Annotated in this window: 15 protein-coding genes; 6 read left to right on the top strand and 9 right to left on the bottom strand. The window is 38.2% G+C overall.

Going from position 1 to position 20,007, the window contains the following annotated elements; genetic code table 11:
• Positions 1-198: 198 nt before the first annotated feature.
• The 7 genes from ESU54_RS07890 to ESU54_RS07860 all read right to left on the bottom strand — a co-directional run bounded on the left by ESU54_RS07890 (position 199) and on the right by ESU54_RS07860 (position 11,402).
• Complete coding sequence (locus tag ESU54_RS07890; RefSeq protein ID WP_111845433.1) at positions 199-5,076, bottom strand: M4 family metallopeptidase; 4,878 nt, start codon at positions 5,074-5,076, stop codon at positions 199-201.
• A 144-nt stretch (positions 5,077-5,220) separates the two neighbouring features.
• Entirely contained in the window at positions 5,221-6,531 is a 1,311-nt protein-coding gene (nqrF, locus tag ESU54_RS07885; RefSeq protein WP_111845432.1) for an NADH:ubiquinone reductase (Na(+)-transporting) subunit F, read from the bottom strand.
• Between the two features lies 1 nt (position 6,532).
• Positions 6,533-7,279: an NADH:ubiquinone reductase (Na(+)-transporting) subunit E gene (gene nqrE / locus ESU54_RS07880; protein WP_111845431.1), complete on the bottom strand. Its 747-nt coding sequence runs from the start codon at positions 7,277-7,279 to the stop codon at positions 6,533-6,535.
• A gap of 72 nt (positions 7,280-7,351) precedes the next feature.
• Positions 7,352-7,996: an NADH:ubiquinone reductase (Na(+)-transporting) subunit D gene (locus tag ESU54_RS07875; protein WP_111845430.1), complete on the bottom strand. Its 645-nt coding sequence runs from the start codon at positions 7,994-7,996 to the stop codon at positions 7,352-7,354.
• Positions 7,997-8,038: 42 nt separating this feature from the next.
• Positions 8,039-8,842, bottom strand: coding sequence for a Na(+)-translocating NADH-quinone reductase subunit C (locus ESU54_RS07870; protein ID WP_111845429.1), 804 nt, complete (start codon positions 8,840-8,842; stop codon positions 8,039-8,041).
• 2 nt (positions 8,843-8,844) lie between these two features.
• The gene (locus tag ESU54_RS07865; protein WP_111845428.1) at positions 8,845-10,044 is read right to left on the bottom strand and encodes an NADH:ubiquinone reductase (Na(+)-transporting) subunit B; all 1,200 of its coding nucleotides are present in this window, start codon (positions 10,042-10,044) and stop codon (positions 8,845-8,847) included.
• A gap of 5 nt (positions 10,045-10,049) precedes the next feature.
• The gene (locus ESU54_RS07860; protein ID WP_111845473.1) at positions 10,050-11,402 is read right to left on the bottom strand and encodes a Na(+)-translocating NADH-quinone reductase subunit A; all 1,353 of its coding nucleotides are present in this window, start codon (positions 11,400-11,402) and stop codon (positions 10,050-10,052) included.
• Between the two features lie 504 nt (positions 11,403-11,906).
• Between ESU54_RS07860 and ESU54_RS07855 the strand changes: the two genes are divergently transcribed.
• The 5 genes from ESU54_RS07855 to apaG all read left to right on the top strand — a co-directional run bounded on the left by ESU54_RS07855 (position 11,907) and on the right by apaG (position 16,659).
• The gene (locus ESU54_RS07855) at positions 11,907-13,484 is read left to right on the top strand and encodes a T9SS type A sorting domain-containing protein (RefSeq protein WP_111844716.1); all 1,578 of its coding nucleotides are present in this window, start codon (positions 11,907-11,909) and stop codon (positions 13,482-13,484) included.
• Between the two features lie 42 nt (positions 13,485-13,526).
• Positions 13,527-13,784: a hypothetical protein gene (locus ESU54_RS07850; protein ID WP_111844715.1), complete on the top strand. Its 258-nt coding sequence runs from the start codon at positions 13,527-13,529 to the stop codon at positions 13,782-13,784.
• An 85-nt stretch (positions 13,785-13,869) separates the two neighbouring features.
• Positions 13,870-15,123, top strand: a complete 1,254-nt coding sequence (locus ESU54_RS07845) for a type IX secretion system plug protein (protein WP_111844714.1) — start codon at positions 13,870-13,872, stop codon at positions 15,121-15,123.
• A gap of 48 nt (positions 15,124-15,171) precedes the next feature.
• The gene (locus ESU54_RS07840; RefSeq protein WP_111844713.1) at positions 15,172-16,266 is read left to right on the top strand and encodes a DUF3667 domain-containing protein; all 1,095 of its coding nucleotides are present in this window, start codon (positions 15,172-15,174) and stop codon (positions 16,264-16,266) included.
• A gap of 6 nt (positions 16,267-16,272) precedes the next feature.
• Complete coding sequence (apaG, locus tag ESU54_RS07835) at positions 16,273-16,659, top strand: Co2+/Mg2+ efflux protein ApaG (RefSeq protein ID WP_111844712.1); 387 nt, start codon at positions 16,273-16,275, stop codon at positions 16,657-16,659.
• 11 nt (positions 16,660-16,670) lie between these two features.
• Here the strand turns inward: apaG and ESU54_RS07830 are convergent, their stop codons facing one another.
• Complete coding sequence (locus ESU54_RS07830; RefSeq protein WP_111844711.1) at positions 16,671-17,393, bottom strand: NRDE family protein; 723 nt, start codon at positions 17,391-17,393, stop codon at positions 16,671-16,673.
• A 185-nt stretch (positions 17,394-17,578) separates the two neighbouring features.
• Here ESU54_RS07830 and pruA point away from each other — a divergent pair, with 185 nt between their 5' ends.
• The gene (pruA, locus tag ESU54_RS07825; RefSeq protein WP_111844710.1) at positions 17,579-19,204 is read left to right on the top strand and encodes an L-glutamate gamma-semialdehyde dehydrogenase; all 1,626 of its coding nucleotides are present in this window, start codon (positions 17,579-17,581) and stop codon (positions 19,202-19,204) included.
• A gap of 74 nt (positions 19,205-19,278) precedes the next feature.
• Here pruA and ESU54_RS07820 read toward each other — a convergent pair whose 3' ends face one another.
• A complete protein-coding gene (locus ESU54_RS07820) occupies positions 19,279-19,965 on the bottom strand; it encodes an SIMPL domain-containing protein (RefSeq protein WP_111844709.1) in 687 nt (228 codons plus the stop codon).
• Positions 19,966-20,007 lie beyond the last annotated feature (42 nt).

Raw genomic sequence — 20,007 nt, 5'->3', positions numbered from 1 at the left:
AACCTTTTAATGCACTGATCACCTTTTAATCTTTCAGTTGCCATACTCCCCGCTTCCAGATCAAGTATTATTCGTTGTGTTGTTTTATTACACTAAGGTTTTTATGGTATCGCTATTTTTTGGACAGGACAATGGAACATAAAAAAACCGCCTTTGCATAAACAAAGGCGGCTTTGAAATTGATTGTATTAATATTTATTATTGCTTCACTACACGTTTAATAAGGCTTCCTTCCGTAGTGTTTATCTTCACAAAATAAGTGGCTGATTGCAGGCTTGATAGATCGATTGAATATTGGGCATTATTATAATCCACGGCCATCAATCTTCTACCACGAATGTCAAACACCTCTACAGAGTTAATCGTTGTTTTTGGCGAAACGATTGTTACGTTGCCTGTGGTTGGGTTTGGCACGATACTGATGCTCTGTAGCTGATTTTCCTGTGTGCCCAAAACAGTAGTCTTGAAAAGAATTACAAATCGCTCGTTTTGTGCACCTTCCTTGCTCTTGAAAATATAATCAGCATCGGTAAGGTTATGAACCACATTTTCAGCCTTGTCTACTAAAAAAACCTGTACATCCGGCCAAACAATACCATCCTGAGCACTTATTGAAATTTTGAATTCCTGATTTTCCTCTATTTGACTAACGAAACCTAAGCGAACTTCTTGGTCTGTATTAAAAGCGCTTCTTCCTTGGATTGCAAGCTCTTCACCTGTAGGCAATTTGGAATAAATACTTAAAGGTGTAGCCAGTCGTTTTGCGTCAAATTTGGCATCATAACCATCAATAGATTGGTCTGAAAAACTAATTAACATACCACTGCTCAGACCATAGGTTTCATTAGAAACCTGAAGCCAGATACGGTTTTTTGTTGTAGAAGGTCTTCTGTAGGTGTCATTGTTATCAGTAACGCGCATATAGTTCTTAAAACTTGCGGTTCCCGCAGCTGTTGCCTTGAACCCAAAACCTTGTCCGGAGGATATGTATCCGTTAGGTTTGGTAGGTTCTCCCGGCTCCATGTCGTTCGCTGCTTTCACACCACCAGAACTATTGAACATAGAGATATCACCCATGTCGTAATTATTCACTTTATAGCCTGGATAACTAGAGCTGGCAGTGGTTAAATGTTCCCAGAAATAAACAGCATCCACCATACTGTTCTCACTCAAGAAAACGTTTGCATCTATGGCAGAAGCGTAAGGATTACCAACAATATTTGGGCTCGCGTTTTGTGTTCCGTTATAGGTTACGTTATAATCAACCTGTCCATTGTTTAAGGTTCCTAAGGTGTAATCAAGGGTATAGGATCCACTGGAAGCAAGGTCCGGTTGTGGAAGCACCAAATAGCCTTCCCCAGCGTTTACGATACCGGAATAATTTTGCCAGTCATCACCATCGTCATCGGCAAAGTTCTCCGCTCCAGGATCACCACTCTCCACATCTGGGTTAGGAACAAAGTTGGCGGTAATATGGTTTCTGACCAATACCGAGCTACCATAGACCCCTGTACGTGTTTCAGCTGTCATTGGGCTACCCATTACCATAAAATATCTTGGCTCTAGGAAAGGAGTAATCTTCCGTACGGTGATACTTCCGTTGTTTGTTACAGTTGCAGCGTCGTCAACTTGTACTAAGCTTCCTTCGTTAGCAACAAAAAGGGTTCCATTCACCGTTATATTACCCTCTACTTTTGTATAGGTTCCATCTGGAACGGTCAAAGTTTTTCCTGCGTTTATAACCAAGGTACAGGCATCTATATTTGCTATTGAAGTACTGTAATTTTGATCAATGATTGCCTTCATATTGCTAGTAGGCACACCATTGCTCCAACTGGAAGAACTATAGGTTGTAACTCCTGGGCAGTCTGCAAAAGCAGCTGCAGGACCAAAAAGATAATCACCATCAAGTCCTGTGAAGTTTCCTGTCAATGTAATATTTGTTCCAAAAGAGCCAATAGTAAGTGCCGATGTTTCATCGCCAGAGGTTCTATAGGCTACCAATTGAGTTCTAGATAATCCTGTTACAGATTCCCATCCTGCTATTTCAGCAGATGTGAAATAAAATTTCACTGTTGTGCTCCCAGGGCTTGCAGTGTTGTCAACACCTACTCTGAAGTTTTTATCCATAACTAAGTTTGGCAAAGTACTTCCGTTATGGGATTGGGCACCTGTACCAGCGCGTGAAACCGATGTATCAGTACAGCCGTAGTCAAACGAGTTGTTATTGGTAATATCCAGCATTACATTTCCTGTTGAGGCATCAGAAGTGTAGATTGTTCCAGCACCAACCAGGTCTATTTGGTCATTAGTAGTTCCTGTATTAACAGCAGTTTGAACTGAAGTTTCAACCGATGCTGTAATTGTAACATTATCAAAAAACAACAATCCATTATTTGCAAATGAATTATAGTGCCTCACAACGAAATAGCCTGTTTGTCCTGCAAGGGTAGTATTGTTTATTGTTCTAATCTGACCTGAACCAGCAAGTGTATTCCTGTCTTCTAAATTTATTCCAGCATTAATACCTGCAGCCGTATCAATATTGGTTGTCCAATAAACCGCATAATGTTCTAGGGTACTGTATCCCGCAATACCAAAAGAAAATTGGGTATTAGTAGTTCCTACCGGAATAGTAATTTTAGGGCCTATAAAATAATTATTTGCATTAGCCTTTCCCGCGCCACTTCCTAATATTGTTAAATTTGTTTCTGATGCTGGATAACTTCCTGTAATGCCTGTATAGACAGGACCGCTTATACCCGAAATCCAAACATGGCCATCACCATCACCATCCAAAAGACCTCCCCAACCGCCTAGTTCAAAATCTTCATCAAGTAAAGTTATATTTTGTGAAAGTACTGGTGCGTTGTCGTCATTAGTAATTGTAAAAGTCAAGGTGTCTGAAGCTAGATTTGCAGTTGCATTACCTCCGTTAGGATTCACGGTAAAGTCAATGATAACAGTTTCATTTGTTTCGGCAAACCCATCATTGTATACTCTCAGTATCATATTCTTTTGTGCTGTTGAACCTGCTGGAAAAGTAACTGTTGGAGTCATTATTTCATAATCCACATTATTAGTTGCTGTTCCACCTGCTACCAAGAAAGTAACTGTTGCGCTTTGCGATGCACCCAAACCAATTATTAATGGAACATTGACATCTTGATAGCTACAATCTGTAGCTTCTAAAGTATTTCCAGTGACACTTAAAAATCCAATTGCTGGTGTACAACTACCTGAAAATGCTGCTCCCACACCAACAGCACGCCATGCATTTGTAACTGCTTGGGTTTCTATAGAACAAGATCCATAAAGATCTGTTGAAGCTTGAATAGTAGCTGTCCTTGCATTTGCATAGGTTGAGTTTGAGGATAAATAATTTTTTTCTGCTCTATATGCAATAGTCTGCGTTTTACTCATTCCAATACCAGAAACGTTATAAGCATCTCCATTTGAATTTGTACCATTCCCCCCTACTACTGTAAGGTAAAACCAATAGTTGAGCACCCCACTGTTGGTATGTACTCCACAATGATCATTACCGTTTGATGGGGTGCAACCTGTTACATTAACCCAATATGGATCATTGGTTCCGTAAGTATCAGGTTGACCCAAAGATTGTGGATTGCTCATGGAGCGTAATGCAGCCGAGCCTGAACGTCTATCAATTTCATCTCCAATCAACCAAATTTTAGCGTCAGGACTAGTGTCGCTTCCATTACCTTTTGCATAATGCTCTACAGATGCTCCCCAAATATCTGAGAAACCTTCATTCATTGCTCCAGATTCTTTTTCATATACCATGTCTGCTGTGTGTGTCATTACAGCATGACCTATTTCATGTGCCGCAACATCAATGGAGGTAAGTGCATCAAAACCACTACAACCTTCGCTTGCGCCGCAAGAGCCATCGCCATAGGTCATTACACTACCGTTCCAAAAGGCATTGTTGTAACCCGCTCCACCAGCAACATCATCAAAATGCACCCAACTATTTATAGATGCTCCTGCATTATCATAGCTATTTCTTCCTTGTACATTTAACCAATAGTCATAAGTTTGTTCTGCTCCCCAATGAGCATCAAGAGCAGCGTTATCCTTATTTGCGTTATTGAATTCTCCAGCCGTCCAGTTATTATCAGCATCTGAAAAATCTGTATAATAATATAATGGCTGTTTCCCACTATTAAATGTATTGATGCCATCTCCTCTTGTATTGTCTCTTAATTTAAAGGAACCAGAAATGTTTCTTGTTGTAATAGTCTGTGCACCGCTATATCTTGTTGCGGCCGTACCCGTAGCAAGCATAGGTGATTTTTGGTTTTCTAGGCGTTCGCAAAACAATTCTTCAGTTTCAGCAGTTACCAAAGCTTTGCCTTCAAATCCATTATTATCGGCATGCTTTATTATAGCATTGTATAAAATTGTCTCACCAGTATTTGCATCTATATATACATTTCCCCTGCTTATTGGATACGTTGCATAAATATCATATTTATATGCGAATGTGTACTTTTCAACTATATTTTGGGAATTTATGGTGTTTGAAAAAACTGGAAATACAACCAATTCCCCTTCAGGTTTTTTATAATTATCCATTACTTTGGCAAGACTGCTATTTTCCCACAAATAATGTTCCGCCCCTACATACGAAACAGCTTTTTGAAAAGCCATCTCTTTACTCAAACTTGGAGCCGCAGACATCTCAGAAACTGGATAGTATTCAGAGCTTAATGATATTACATTCCCTTCTTTACTATGAAAAGTTACAGTTCCAAATTCCACTTTAATACCATTGTGGTATTCTTGATATTTCTGATGAAGAAAACCCAAATTGTCAAGCTCCTCCTTAATTAGTCGGAAAGTTATTGCTGGAGGTAAATTATAAACTTCTTTAAGAACTGCTTCTGGGCTTTCGGGAGAATATTTTTTGGCATCATCAAAAACCAAAAGACCTGTGGAGCCAGCTGCTATTTCTGAATTATTATTTTTCTTAAAAGGGGTTTGATTGGATTGGCCATAACCCAGGGTAAGGGTCAATAAAAAGACAAGTAAAAGTGTAAAATTTTTCATTTTCTGAGGCTTTAAATTTCATTTTAATACTTCAAAAATAATACATAATATATAGTTAACAGCTCTTTACGAAATTTAATAACATAAAAAAAACCGTTTCAAAATAAATTGAAACGGTTTTTGAATAGGTTTAAATATATCTAATTATCCTCCAAAATCATCAAAACGAATGTTTTCATCTGGGATTCCAAAGTCCTCCCCCATCTTTTGAACGGCTTGGTTCATCAAAGGTGGTCCACAGAAATATAGTTCTATATCTTCAGGCGTATCGTGATGGTTCAAATAGTTATCAATAACCACTTGGTGAATAAAGCCTACAAAGCCATCACCAGCCTCATCATTAATATCTTTTTTCACTTTCCAATTGTCCTCCTCAGCAGGTTCACTTAAGGCCAAATAGAATTTAAAGTTCGGAAATTCGCGCTCCAATTCATTAAAGTGTTCTAGATAGAATAGTTCTCTTTTTGAACGACCTCCGTACCAATAAGTTACTTTCCTCCCAGTTTTTAGGGTTTTGAAAAGATGGTATAAGTGTGAACGCATCGGCGCCATCCCAGCTCCACCTCCTACATATAGCATTTCTGATTCAGAAGGATTGATAAAGAATTCACCATAAGGTCCAGAGATAACAACTTTATCTCCTTTTTTACAATTGAATATATAAGAAGAGGCAATTCCAGGGTTAACCGTCATCCATCCACCTTTTGCACGATCAAACGGTGGCGTTGCAATACGTACGTTAAGCATAATTTCACGTCCTTCGGCAGGATAAGAAGCCATAGAATAGGCTCTTTCAACCGTTTCATTATTTTTCATCACCAAAGGCCAAAGTTTGAATTTGTCCCACTCATCTTGGAACTTATCTGGTCTTTCATGCTCTTCTGGGTGCGCAGTAATGTCCATATCTTCAAACTTTACTTCGCAAGGTGGAATTTCAATTTGAATATAACCCCCAGCTTTGTAGTTCATATCCTCAGGAATTTCAACTACAAATTCTTTAATGAAGGAAGCAACGTTATAATTACGAACAACCGTGGCATCCCATTTTTTAATGCCGAAAACTTCTTCGGGAATGTGAATGTTCATGTCCTGCTTCACTTTCACTTGGCAGGAAAGGCGTGCACCCTCTTTTAATTCTTTACGGGTAAAATGAGGCGTTTCGGTAGGCAAAGCTTCACCACCACCCGAAAGTACGTGGCACTCACATTGAATACATGTACCACCACCACCACAGGCAGATGGCAAAAAGATTTTTTCGGCGCTCAGAGTAGAAAGTAACGAGCCCCCAGAAGGCACTTCTATTACTTTCTCGTCATTAATTGTAATTTTTACGGGACCAGATGGAGACAATTTTTCTTTTGTGAACAACAATAAGGCAACCAATGCCAAGGTCAAAATCAAAAGGGCAATTACCGTTACTGTTATAACTCCAAGAGTGCTTATTTCTAAAAACATATTATTGCTTCGTTAGTGTTGAAACTTCTGACACTGAAACCACAGTGGCAGTCTCTTCTGTATTTTCTTTTTGAATTTGTTCGGTTTTTATGGTAGCTGCACTTGTTTCCTGAGCTGGTTTCTTTTCATCCCCTCCAGTCAACATTCCTCCAAAACTCATAAAACCAATAGCCATTAACCCAGTAATAATAAAGGTGATACCAAGACCGCGCAGTGGAGCCGGAACATTGGAATAGCGTATTTTTTCACGAATGGCAGCGATTGCCAAAATTGCCAAGAACCATCCAATTCCTGAGCTGAAACCATAGTTTAATGCCAAGCCCAATGTTGGAATATCTCTAGATTGCATGAATAATGATCCTCCTAAAATTGCACAGTTTACTGCAATTAACGGAAGAAAGATTCCCAAAGAGTTATAAAGAGAAGGTGAAAATTTTTCAACCACTATTTCTACCAACTGCACCATTGTCGCAATGGTTGCTATGAAGAGAATAAAGGAAAGAAATCCTAAATTATAATCGGCATATTCGGGTCCTAGCCAAACCAAAGCCCCATCCTTCAAAAGGTATTGATCTAAAAGCCAGTTGATGGGCACTGTTACCGTCAGTACAAAGATTACGGCGGCACCAAGACCAACGGCGGTTGTAACTTTTTTGGAAACAGCAAGATAAGAGCACATTCCAAGGAAGGTGGCAAATATCATATTGTCTATGAAAATCGATTTAAAAAATAACTCTACGTGTTCCATGTTTTTAGTATTCAGTATGCAGTTACAGTTTGCAGTAGGATTGCCCGCTGCCTGAAGCTACTGCCAAGTTTGTTATTCCTCTATTAAAGTTTTGTTTCTTGAACGTTGTACCCAGATAATAATTCCTATAACTATCAATGCCATTGGAGAAAGCAACATAAACCCGTTGTTTTCATAACCAAATGCATAAAGTCCAGTTTTTGCTATTGGATCTCCCAAAACTTTGAAGCCCAAAAGTGTTCCAGAGCCTAAAAGCTCACGGAAGAAACCTACAATTATCAAGATAAGTCCGTAACCAGCGGCATTCCCAATTCCGTCAAGAAAAGAGCGCCAAGGTTTATTTGCCAAAGCGAAAGCTTCAAAACGCCCCATAATGATACAGTTTGTAATAATCAAACCTATGAAAACTGAAAGCTGTTTGCTCAATTCATAAGCAAAAGCCTTTAACACCTGGTCAACAATAATTACCAAAGCCGCAACAATAATAAGCTGTGCAATAATTCGAATTTTTCCTGGAATAACATTCCGCAAAAGCGAAATAACCACATTCCCAACCGCTAATACGACCATTACGGAAAGTGCCATTACTATAGAAGCTTTTAGCTGCGCTGTAATTGCCAATGCCGAACAGATACCCAATACCTGAATGGTTATAGGGTTATTATCTGCTAAGGGGTCTAGGATTAACCTGCTGTCTTTTTTTGAAAGTAAAGCCATTTTTTTTTAAATTTTGTTAGTTATAAAAACAACTGTCTTATTTTACTGAAGTGAATCAGAAACTTGGACCGTCTCGGTAGTTTCTTTCATTTCAGCTCCTTTTAATTTTTCTAAATAAGGAATATACCGCGCAACGTCTTTTTTAATCATTGCTGTTACACCATTCCCCGTTATAGTAGCACCTGCAAGGGCATCTACTTTTTGATCGTCTTTTCTTTCGTTCAAAGGGTCGTTATTTCCTTTGGCTACATTTATCCCCACAAAAGCATCTCCGTTCATAATCTGCTCACCTTTAAAGTCGTCCATAAAGAAACGCTCCTTAATATTGGCTCCAAGACCAGGAGTTTCACCTTTGTGATCAAAAAATACCCCTTCAACGACTAAATCTTTATCAAGCGAAACAAAGCCCCATATAGCATCCCATAGCCCTTTTCCGCGCATCGGAATAATGTAGTAGGTCACGCCGTCTTTTTCTCCAATGAATAAAGGAAGTTTCCTTTTGTAATTTGAATCATCGTTTGCGTGGGTTTCTTCCTTTTTTATATCAATCAAATAAGCATTGTCGTCTTCAGTGGCTTCGTCGCCTTGAATTACAAGTTGCTTTTTTATGTATTTATGAAAAGTAGCCTCTACTTCTTTAGTAGAGATAAAGTTAACGCTACCCGTTCCTTCATTATCATCAACGCCCATAGCGTAAAGGATGTTCTGTTGCTTCTCGAAGCGCTCATTCTCAGAAATCTTACCGCGCAGTCCTTGTGCCACTCCGGCCAAAAGGCTTCCAACGACCAATACCATTATTATTGCAAACAGTATTGTATATGAGTTTTTATCAGTAAACTTTGCCATTATTACGCTGTTTTAACTTTTAAACGTTTCAATCTCTTTCTTACATTGCCCTGTACCACATAGTGGTCAATGGTGGGTGCAAATACATTCATTAACAATATTGCAAGCATAACACCTTCCGGATAGGCTGGGTTGAAGACCCTGATCATTATGGATATAAAACCTATAAAGAAACCGTAAATCCATTTTCCCTTGTTGGTTTGTGAAGCCGTAACAGGATCGGTAGCCATATACACAATACCAAATGCCAAACCACCAATAATTAGGTGATGCCACCAAGTTTCGTTCATTAATCCGTAGAATTTACTTCCGTTTTCAATCCACCCGGCATTTACAACTCCATTGAATATCAATCCCATTGCAATGGCACCAATAACGGCCGAAAGCATAATTCGCCAACTTCCTATTTTGGTGAAAATTAAAAATAACGCACCTAGAAGGATAAGGAATGTAGAAGTTTCCCCTACAGAGCCCGGTATAAAGCCCCAGAACATATCCCAAAGACTGTAAACTGGATGTCCGTTGGCAGCCAAAGTTCCTAAAATGGTTTCTCCTGATATTGCATCAGGCTGACCCGCCATAGCCTGTGCTCCTTCTACCCAAACTTTATCACCACTCATCCACGTTGGATAGGCGAAGAACAAAAAGGCACGGATAGTAAGTGCAGGATTTAAAATATTCATCCCTGTACCACCAAAAACTTCTTTCCCGATTACAACTCCAAAGATTACTGCAACAGTAAGCATCCAAAGTGGAATATCAATAGGAACAATAAGTGGCACGAGCATTCCCGTAACCAAGTACCCTTCCTCTACTTCGTGTTTTTTAATGATGGCGAAAATAAACTCTACACCAAGACCAACTACATAGGAAACAATAACTAAAGGTAAAACCTTCCATGCCCCCAACATAAAGTTATCCCAAGTGAAGAAATTGCCTAATGGATCCAACCTTAATGTATTGTCTATAGCTGCATAATGCTGATACCCGGCATTGAATATTCCAAAAATCAAACAAGGAATAAGTGCCATTATCACCGTGTTCATTGTACGCTTCAAATCATCCACCACACGCACATGAGAGCCAGAGTGGGTAGTTTCATTTGGCGTATACAAAAAGGTATGCAATGCATTGAAAGCAGGGGCCATTTTGGTTCCCGCATACTTTTCCTTTAGCTTATGTAAATTCTGTTTCAATCCCATAGCGATTATCCTATTTCTTTATACATTAAATCAAGACCGTTCCTGATGATTTGTTGGTGTGGCTGCTTGCTCACGCAAACAAATTCGGTAAGCGCGAAATCTTCCGGAGCCACTTCATACATTCCCAAAGCTTCCATTTCATCCAAATCTTGAACCATACACGCTTTTAGCATTTGCATAGGAAACATATCCAACGGGAAAACTTCTTCATAATTACCCGTTACCACAAAAGCACGGTGCTCTCCGTTGGTATTGGTATTAAGATCGTATTTTTTATTCGGCGTTAACCAAGAAAAGGTAAGCGCTCTTGAAGTTGAAATTTTATCAAAAACTGGCTTGGTCCAGCCAAAAAACTCATAATCGTCGCCTTCTGGGATAACCGTTACAGTGATGTTGTAATAGCCCAAATGTCCTTTAGGAGAAATCTTTTTTCCTGTAAGCACATCACCACTTATAACACGTACGTTCTCGTCTTTCAATCCAGAGTCGTACAAAAAGGTCGCGGCTTCTGAACCAATTCTTGTTCTATAATATTTTGGAGTCTTTACTTCGGAGCCAGAAAGCGCGATAATGCGTTCTGGATTAAATTTTCCAGTAAGTAACAATTCCCCCATAATCACAAGATCCTGTGGCGCAACGGTCCAAACAATCTCTCCCTTGTTAACGGGTCCAAGTTTGTTTATCTGTGTACCCACATTTCCAGCAGGATGCGGCCCAGAAATAGTATGAAGGGTAATATCTCTCAAACCTTTAAAAGGCGAACTTCCACTTTTATCGACACCCACATGCACTTGGCCTTTGGTAAGTTTGCTCAACGCAGTTAAAGCAGCCTGAAGTTCTTTTTCTTTTCCTTTTAAAGAAAAATCACAGTCGTTTGCCAAAGGTGCCGAACTGAATGCCGAAACAAAGATATCTCTAGGCTCCTGTTCCGTGTCAGCAATCACCGCATATGGGCGTTGCATAATAAACGGCCAACAACCAGACTCAAGCAAACGGGCTTTAATAGCCTCAGCACTTGAAGAATCTGGGCTCAAAATGCCAAAATTCTTAAAGGTATCCTGCGGATCTGCTTCAATAGTAATTTCTTTAATGACGCGTTTCGCACCGCGTTCTATTTTGGTAAGAGTTCCGCTAACAGGTGAAACAAACTTTAGCAGTTCGTTGCTTTTCGAGTAGAAAATGGTATCACCAGCTTGAACTTTTCCACCTTCCCGAACCACCATTTTTGGGGTGATGAGATGAAAATCGGAAGGTCTTATTGCGAATGTTCTGGATCGCGGGGCGCTGGATAGCGTTTTTTCTGCTTCACCCTTTAATTTAATGGTAAGACCTTTTTTAATCTTAATGTCTTTGGACATGAATATGGATATTAATAATGCCTTTTTAACACCCTCTAATCCCTCAAGTTTTATTGCCGGGGACCAAGGGCGTGCAAATTTATAAATTAAATACACCATTGCACAATAAAAGGGTATAATTTTCTGTGTTAAAAAGAAGTGGGGGTCTTTTTTAAAATGTTTTTAAATTAGTGAAAGGATTTTAGGAGGAAAATGCTTTTTTTGAATTTGGAAAAAGTGGTAATATTTAAATAAATACGTTACCACAGATTTTAACCAAATTTCTAAAATTATCCAGTACTATAATATTTTCCATATTATTTAAAGAAAATTGAATTATATATAGGGTTAAAATCTTACTTGCCAATTAAATGTAATATGAAATTCAATAAGAAAAATTGAAAATATTTAAATTAGATTAGGGTATAGCACCTCAAAGTTGTTTACATGGTTATATGATAAAAATCATTTTTTATTGGTTTTTTCCATAATAATTTTATTAAATTCATTTAAACATGATATGCCATGAAAAAACTAATCACACGTACCATATTCATTCTGTTTTTTGCAATAAATTTACATGCTCAATACACTTTTGACTGGATGCAAGGTGCCGGAAATTATTCTAAAAATTCGGTTATGAGCACAGTTGATTCTGAGGACAATTTAATTGTTACAGGCTACTGGCAGAATTTTGAAACCTACACCCGGAAGTATGATATTTCTGGAAGCCTGCTTTGGGAAATGGCTGATGCCTCGGGGATGTCCGGTTTGTACGAAAAACCAAATTGGATAAATAGCGATGTAAACAACAATATTCTAGTTGTTGGTAACATATATTCTTATAGTTCATCAACAGGCTGGGACTATCCTAATGCTATTGTAGCCATAAAGTATAGCCCTTCGGGCACACTTCTTTGGAAAACAGTCATTCCTATCTCCATTACCATTACTGCCTTAAACAGGTTTAACAGCCGAAGTGTCGTGGACAGTTCAGGCAATTTGTATATTGGCACCGCAATAAACGCCCCGGAGGGAGCAGTTCTTTACAAAATCGATCCAAACGGCAATCTACTTTCTACTACTACCAGCCTTGAAAACTTACCCCGAAACTTTAGTTCCATGCGAATTAAAGACGATAGAATCGTAATGGCAACGGGTAGCCCCACTGCAAATGTCGCACCTGTTTTTGTCTATGACACATCGGGAGCTTTGCTATGGACAGCAGCAGCAGAAGGGTTTATTGCTTCAGATATTGATATTGATGAAAACTATAATGTGTATGTATTGAGCAGCTTGGAAAATGCCGTATCGCCTTCCAGTGGAATAGATATGAGAATTACAAAGTACAATTCGGCTGGAACCTTTTTATGGGATCATGATTATGATTTTGGTGGTACTGAAATTTCTAGAAAATTTGTTTATCTGAACAACCGGATTAGCGCAATTGGCTATGGCGGATCTACCCCATCTTCTGCTTATTTTGATTGGAAGACCCTGCAAACTGATACCGAAGGCACTTTGCTTTGGTATGCCATTTATGACGGGACCACCTTTAATGATGAAGAACCCTACCATATTTTAGCAAAGTCAACGGGAGAAGTAATTGTAACCGGAAAGGGCGGTCCTTCCCCGGATCCCAATAATCCTTCTTTCATTCAAATGCCCATAGTGGAATATAACAATACCGGAAGTCAGATCTGGCTAGACACTCCCAATAAGTTTGGGGGTTGGGGATTGGCAAGTATGTTCGCAAGTGATGCGAGTCTATATGCAATTAGTTCGAGTGATATGACTGTTTACCACTATAATCCCGGGCCGTTAGGAGTAACCGGTTATATACAAAATCCTGCGTCTATTAAGGTTTATCCAAATCCAGTCGTTGAATTCACAACTCTGGAATTTGATGTAAACGAATCCCAAATTATTCAAATTACAGTTTTTGATGTCTTAGGAAAAAAGGTGATTGATATACATACTAAAGAATTACAACCTGGAAGTAGTAAAATTGAGCTTGATTTAACGGAGCTAAATAGCGGTTTGTATTTTTGTAAAATAAAATCGAACGAAAATTTGCAAACAATAAAACTGATCAAAAATTAATGCCAAACAGTTAAAATGTGCAAGAAGTTAATAAAATAAGCCTTGCAATACATAGATTTCGCATTGTCCAATCTTAAAAAACATGACGAAGCAATTGTTCAATTTCAAAAAGCTTCATCATTATCAAAAGGCTACGAAAATGAATTGTATTTAGCAGAAACCTACGATTTGAAAGGAGATATCAGAGAAGCAGTCAAATACTACAAACTTTTCCTTTCCAACCTCGGAGCCCAAAATTCCAACTTTCAACATGGGAGAAATTTCAAAGAAAAAAAGAAAATTGCCGAATTGAAAATATGAAAGAGATGAAAACATCAATTGCTTTCCAAAAACCGTTAATGTAAGAGGCACAAAATTTGTTATCTTAGCTTTTTAAATCAACATCATGTTAAAAACACTTTCTTCAACGCTTCTTTTATTGCTTACGGTATTCCCAACTTTCTCCCAAATCGTGGAAAAAGTTGAACCATCATACATCAGTACCATCCAGTTCAGTGGTGGTACAGATCAAAGTCAACTGCCCATCATAAACTTGGGAAGCCGACTACAACTTTCATTTGACGCACTCAATGGCGATGAAGAAGATTATTATTACACCATTACACATTACAATTTTGACTGGTCGCCCACCGATCTTTCCAAAAGTGAATACCTAGATGGTTTTGACGATGTGCGCATAGATACTTATCAAAACTCGCTGAACACGCTGCAAATATTTTCGCACTACGAACTCACTATTCCCAACCGCGACACTCGGGAAATAAAAAAAAGCGGTAACTATCTACTCAGCATCTTCAATAGCGATGGCGAACTTGTTTTCACCCGAAAATTTTTGGTGATGGAAAACATCGCAAAAGTGGGGGTAGAAATAAAACGCGCCCGTAATTTGAAAGTTATCAATGAAAAGCAAGTAGTTCAGTTTACTATAAATTCACCAGACCTATTATTGATAAATCCGAAGCAAACGGTTAAAACCCTTGTGCTACAAAACAACAACCTTAATACCGCCATTACAGATTTGGTGCCGCAATACACTATGGGCAACGAGTTGATCTATAGATACGACACAGAAGCCTCCTTCGGTGGTGGTAATGAATTCCTTTCTTTTGATAATAAAGACGAACGCTCTGCCACAAATGGTATACGCTCTATAGAATTGACGGACGTTTATGAAAACTACCTATACACAAACATTCCTCGATACGACAGGCCTTATACCTACAACCCCGACTTAAACGGAAATTTTGTAGTTCGCAATGTAGATGCCCGTAACCAAGATTTAGAAGCCGAATATGTGCGAATGCACTTCAACCTACAGTATTACGACGATCTGGGCGATAAGGAACTTCACATTTACGGCAATTTCAACAATTGGACCATTGACGGAACCACTTATATGAAATACGAACCAAAAACAGACAGCTACACAAACACACGTCTTTTTAAACAAGGGTACTACAGCTATAAATATGTAGTGGTAAACCGTGACGGAAGCATAGAACAAGGTGCAGTGAGTGGTGATTTTTGGCAAACTGAAAACAATTATACCGTAGTAGTTTATTTCCGCGATTTGGGTGCACGCTATGACCGTATTATTGGGATAGGCTATGCAAACTCCACAAATATCAACAACAATTGATTGGCTAAAATATAAGTTAATGCGACAATTTCTTTTTTTCAGAGGGTAATGAAACACAAAAAAGATGAAATTTCCACAGGGAGAAAGTCCATGCAATTCCGTGGCGAAAAATGTTTAAACTGTGGCCACCCACTTGACCTTAGCGATGTTTATTGCCCACATTGTTCCCAACTGAACAGCAATAAGCAGCTTTCTGCAAAAGACTTTTTCGGAGAATTCCTTAATAGCATTGTAGTTTTCGATTCTCGATTCCGAAACACTCTGAAAGATCTTCTCTTCAGGCCAGGAATCATTACCCGAAATTATGCCAAAGGTCAAAGATTAAAATATGCTAACCCCTTTCGTTTCTTTTTAAGTGTATCTATAGTCTACTTTTTGTTGAATAGTTTAATTGATGTTATAAACCCAAGTATTGACAAAAATTTAAACTTGAGTTCCAAAATAATGGATAACGCTGACTTGGATTCCTTAGAGCAGAATATTAAAATGACCAGCGCAGATGCAATTAGATTTGCCGATTCTGTAGAAAAGCAAGAGCCAAAGAAACCTTTAAAATATCTTTCAGAAAAAGAGTTGGACACAATGAACTTTATAAAAAGTTATACAGAAAGATTTTCTTTATACAATAGTTTTTACGAAAAAAACAAAGTGAAAAATGCTGCAACTGCACTAGACAGTATGCATCACAGAAATACATCGTTTAACAGATGGGTCTATTCAAAAAACATGACTGTAGAGAAGATAAAAGAAAATCCTAATGACTTTATAAATTATGTTATTTCCAAAATACCTTTTTTCCTCTTTTTCTTTACACCCTTTTTCGCTTTGTTTTTCTGGCTTATTTATTCTCGGAAAAAATATACCTATATGGAACATATGGTTTTCATATTCCACATTTTCAGTTTTATCTTTTTGGCAATGCTCCTTTTTATTATTCCAGACTTTATAATTGGATCAAAATTTTTCTTGGGATGCCTGTTCATGTTTATTGGGCCATTTTACTTCTATAAAGCATTGCGTAATTTTTACCATCAAAGCAGGGTGCTAACTTTAATAAAATTTGTATTTTTAAACACTGTATTTGTAATAGGATTGACTTTTGCCGCACTAATTTTCGTGGCAGCAAGCGCAGCGATTTATTAAAAAAACATGGTACAACAAGTAACCCACGGAATTAAAATTTCGGTAAAGACCGAGTTCGACGGCACGTTTTACAAAAACCGTAAAATGCAATATGCCTTTGCCTATAACGTGACCATTGAGAACCAAAGCAAAGACACAGTTCAGCTAACTTCACGCAGCTGGAAAATCAAGGATTCACTAAACAATACAGAAATTGTGGAAGGTGAAGGTGTAATAGGTCAGAAACCAATACTCTTGCCTGGAGAGAAGCACTCTTACACTAGTGGCTGTCTTCTTTTGTCACCTTTTGGAGCAATGAAGGGGCATTACAATATGGTTAACTTTACAACTACCCGAAAGTTTAGAGTCTCCATTCCACTTTTCAATTTGAGCGCGCCCTTTTCGATGAATTAACCTCTTACCCGCTACGTCGAACCTTCATTACTGAACACGGAATTACTGATTTTATTCGTTTGTAAATCTTCATAACGCATCTCAATACCCACTTTATTTCTAACAATTTGAGTGATGCTTTTCGTTTTAATGAAACCACGATCCATAATTAGGTTACTGTTTGAATCTCCTTCCCCTGCAGTCTTGTGAAACTGAAGGATTTCTTCTTCCGAAGATTTTACTGTTTCAAACAAAAATTCTGAAAACCATTGCTCCCTTTTTTTCCTTAAATTTTCTGGATATAATGGCGAAGAAGACCATATTTTTGGTGCTAAAGGTTCCTCGAAAAAATGATACCCCAAGCCATCCCAAACTAGTTGGAATAATTGCACTTGGGTCTTCCATTCAACTAAAATTGCCGTAAATGGTTCTATTCCATTGAAATCATAGTTTTCAATTTCATTTTTCAAAACGTCGCATTTCATCAAATCTTTTACAACCAACCCCCTGCTCTTTCGGTAAAAAGGTTTGCGCTCATGAGTAACAAAACCGCCGTTCATTAAAGTTATAGCTCTTTTCTTTTCGCTTACACCAATCCAAGTTCCACCAGCAACAGCATCTTTCGGGTAAAGCAGTTTAACGCCATCCTCTTCATATATTTTTGGCGGAAAAGTTTCGCGTCCCGGAGCTTCATCACGGTTAGAAGTCAGTATAAAATCGTTGTTAGATTTCGGAATAAAAGTTACGGTACACATATTTTAAAAAGTGTTCAGTGTTCAGTGGCGGTGATCAGTAAAACTAATAAATTAAGTAAATCTTGTCCTTATAAAATGAGGATATTTATTCATATGCAAGAGAAAAACTGCCTACTGCTACTGAACACTGTACACTAAAAATTTCGTACCTTTGCACTCTTCATAAACAGAAAAAATAAAATAATATGGGAAATGGATTTTTTGAAGTACCAATCGCCGTAAATGAACCTATAAAAAGCTATGTGCCAGGTTCACCAGAGCGTAAGGAAGTACTTGAAACCTACAAAGAAATGTACGATTCAGAAGTGGAAGTACCTTTATATATCAATGGAAAAGAGGTAAAAACAAAAGAAACCGCTACTATGTCTCCCCCACACGATCACAAACACTTGTTGGGAACTTATCATAAAGCCACTAAAAAAAATGTGGAAGAAGCTATTTCTACATCATTGGATGCTAGAAAAAAATGGGCGGCAATGCCTTGGGAGCAACGTGCAGCAATTTTTCTTCGCGCAGCAGAGTTAATTGCTGGACCTTACAGAGCTAAGATCAATGCAGCTACAATGCTTGCGCAATCAAAAAATATATACCAAGCTGAAATTGATGCAGCTTGCGAGCTTATCGATTTCTTACGATTCAATGTTCAGTATATGACTGAAATATTTGCTGAGCAACCAGAATCTACTTCCGCTGCTTGGAACCGTATTGAGTACCGTCCCCTAGAAGGTTTTGTGTATGCAATTACTCCTTTCAACTTTACCGCTATTGCTGGAAATCTTCCCGCTAGTGCTGCATTAATGGGTAACGTAGTTGTTTGGAAGCCAAGTGACAGCCAAGTATATTCAGCAAAAGTAATTCTGGATGTTTTCAGAGAAGCTGGCGTTCCTGCCGGGGTAATAAATATGGTAATGGGAGATCCTGTTATGATTACTGATACTATACTTGCAAGTCCAGATTTCAGTGGAATCCACTTTACAGGTTCAACTCATGTTTTTAAAGATATTTGGCAAAAAGTTGGAACCAATATCCACAACTATAAAACCTATCCTCGAATTGTTGGTGAAACAGGTGGAAAAGATTTTATCGTCGCTCATAAAACTTCAGACCCAAAACAAGTTGCAACAGCTATGGCTCGTGGCGCATTTGAATTTCAAGGACAAAAATGTAGCGCCGCAAGCCGCTGCTATATATCTGAAAGTATCTGGAAAGATGTTAAAAAATATTTGGTTGCAGATATCAAGTCCTTTAAAATGGGAAGTCCCGATGATATGGGCAATTTCATAACCGCAGTAATTCACGAAGGGTCTTTTGATAAACTTGCTAGCTATATAGATGCTGCCAAAAAAGACAAAAACGCTGAAATCATTGCAGGTGGAAATTATGACAAGAGCAAGGGTTACTTCATTGAACCTACTGTAATTGTAGTAAAAGATCCAAAATACACAACAATGTGTACTGAGCTATTCGGACCTGTACTTACTGTATACGTTTATGATGACAAGAAATGGGAAGAAACCTTGCACTTGGTTGATGAAACCAGTGAATATGCTTTAACGGGTGCTGTTTTCAGTGAAGACAGATATGCTTTGGAAGAAGCTGTAAAAATACTTGAAAACGCAGCAGGTAACTTCTACATTAACGACAAGCCTACGGGAGCTGTTGTTGGTCAACAACCTTTCGGTGGTGCTCGTAACAGTGGAACAAACGACAAAGCTGGAAGCAAGCAAAACCTATACCGATGGATTTCGCCAAGAATGGTGAAGGAAACATTTGTTTCACCTACGGATTATAGATATCCTTTCATGGGATAAATTTTTTAAAAAAAAAGAAAAAGCCTCGATTCCAAATGGAAGTCGAGGCTTTTTTATTCGGAAAACTTATTTATTTAATTAAGTAGGAAGCTAACGTTAACAGTGGTTTTTATTTCCATTTCACCCACTGCAATAGTTTGATCTCCACTTCCTGAAGAAGAATCCATCATCGCCGATTTATACATAGGCTGCGGTCCTCCAGAATTATTAAACTCACTTATAGAAACTGCCTTCCCCACAGTTTGGTTTAAAACTGAGGTATATTCCTCAGCTTTCATCTTAGCGTTTTCTACCGCTTTTTTACGGGCTTGACTTTGCAGAGCTTCTTTGTTTGAGGATGAAAATGACACCCCGTCAATTCTGTTGATGCCAGTATCTATAAGTCCTTTCATTACTGGTTCGTATTTTTTTAAATCCCTTAGCTTTATTGAAAGCGATTGATTGGCAGCGAAAGTGTATGTTTTGCTGTTGTAATCGTAGTTTTTACTGAGGTTCATATATTCTGTTTTCACATCTTTATCCTCGATGTTCATTTTCTTCAGAAACTTTAAAACTTCACTAATAGTTGCATCGTTCTGTTCTTTGAGAGTTTTGGTATTTTCACCTGTATTTTCAACGCGAATGTTGATTGTAACCTCATCTGGTACAACACGAACAATGCCTTCTCCAGTAACGTCTATTGTAGGTGGTGGTAAAGTGTTTTGTGCCATAATGGTAGTGGTTGTTAGTGCTAAAATTAAAAGTGTTTGTAAGGTTTTCATAGTTTTCTATTATTAATTATTCTTCTTTTTTCTCTATTCTAT

This window comes from Aequorivita antarctica, assembly GCF_007997155.1.
Classification (GTDB): domain Bacteria; phylum Bacteroidota; class Bacteroidia; order Flavobacteriales; family Flavobacteriaceae; genus Aequorivita; species Aequorivita antarctica.
The sequence above is the reverse complement of the archived record's forward strand: the minus strand, read 5'-3'. Positions and strand labels throughout refer to the sequence as shown.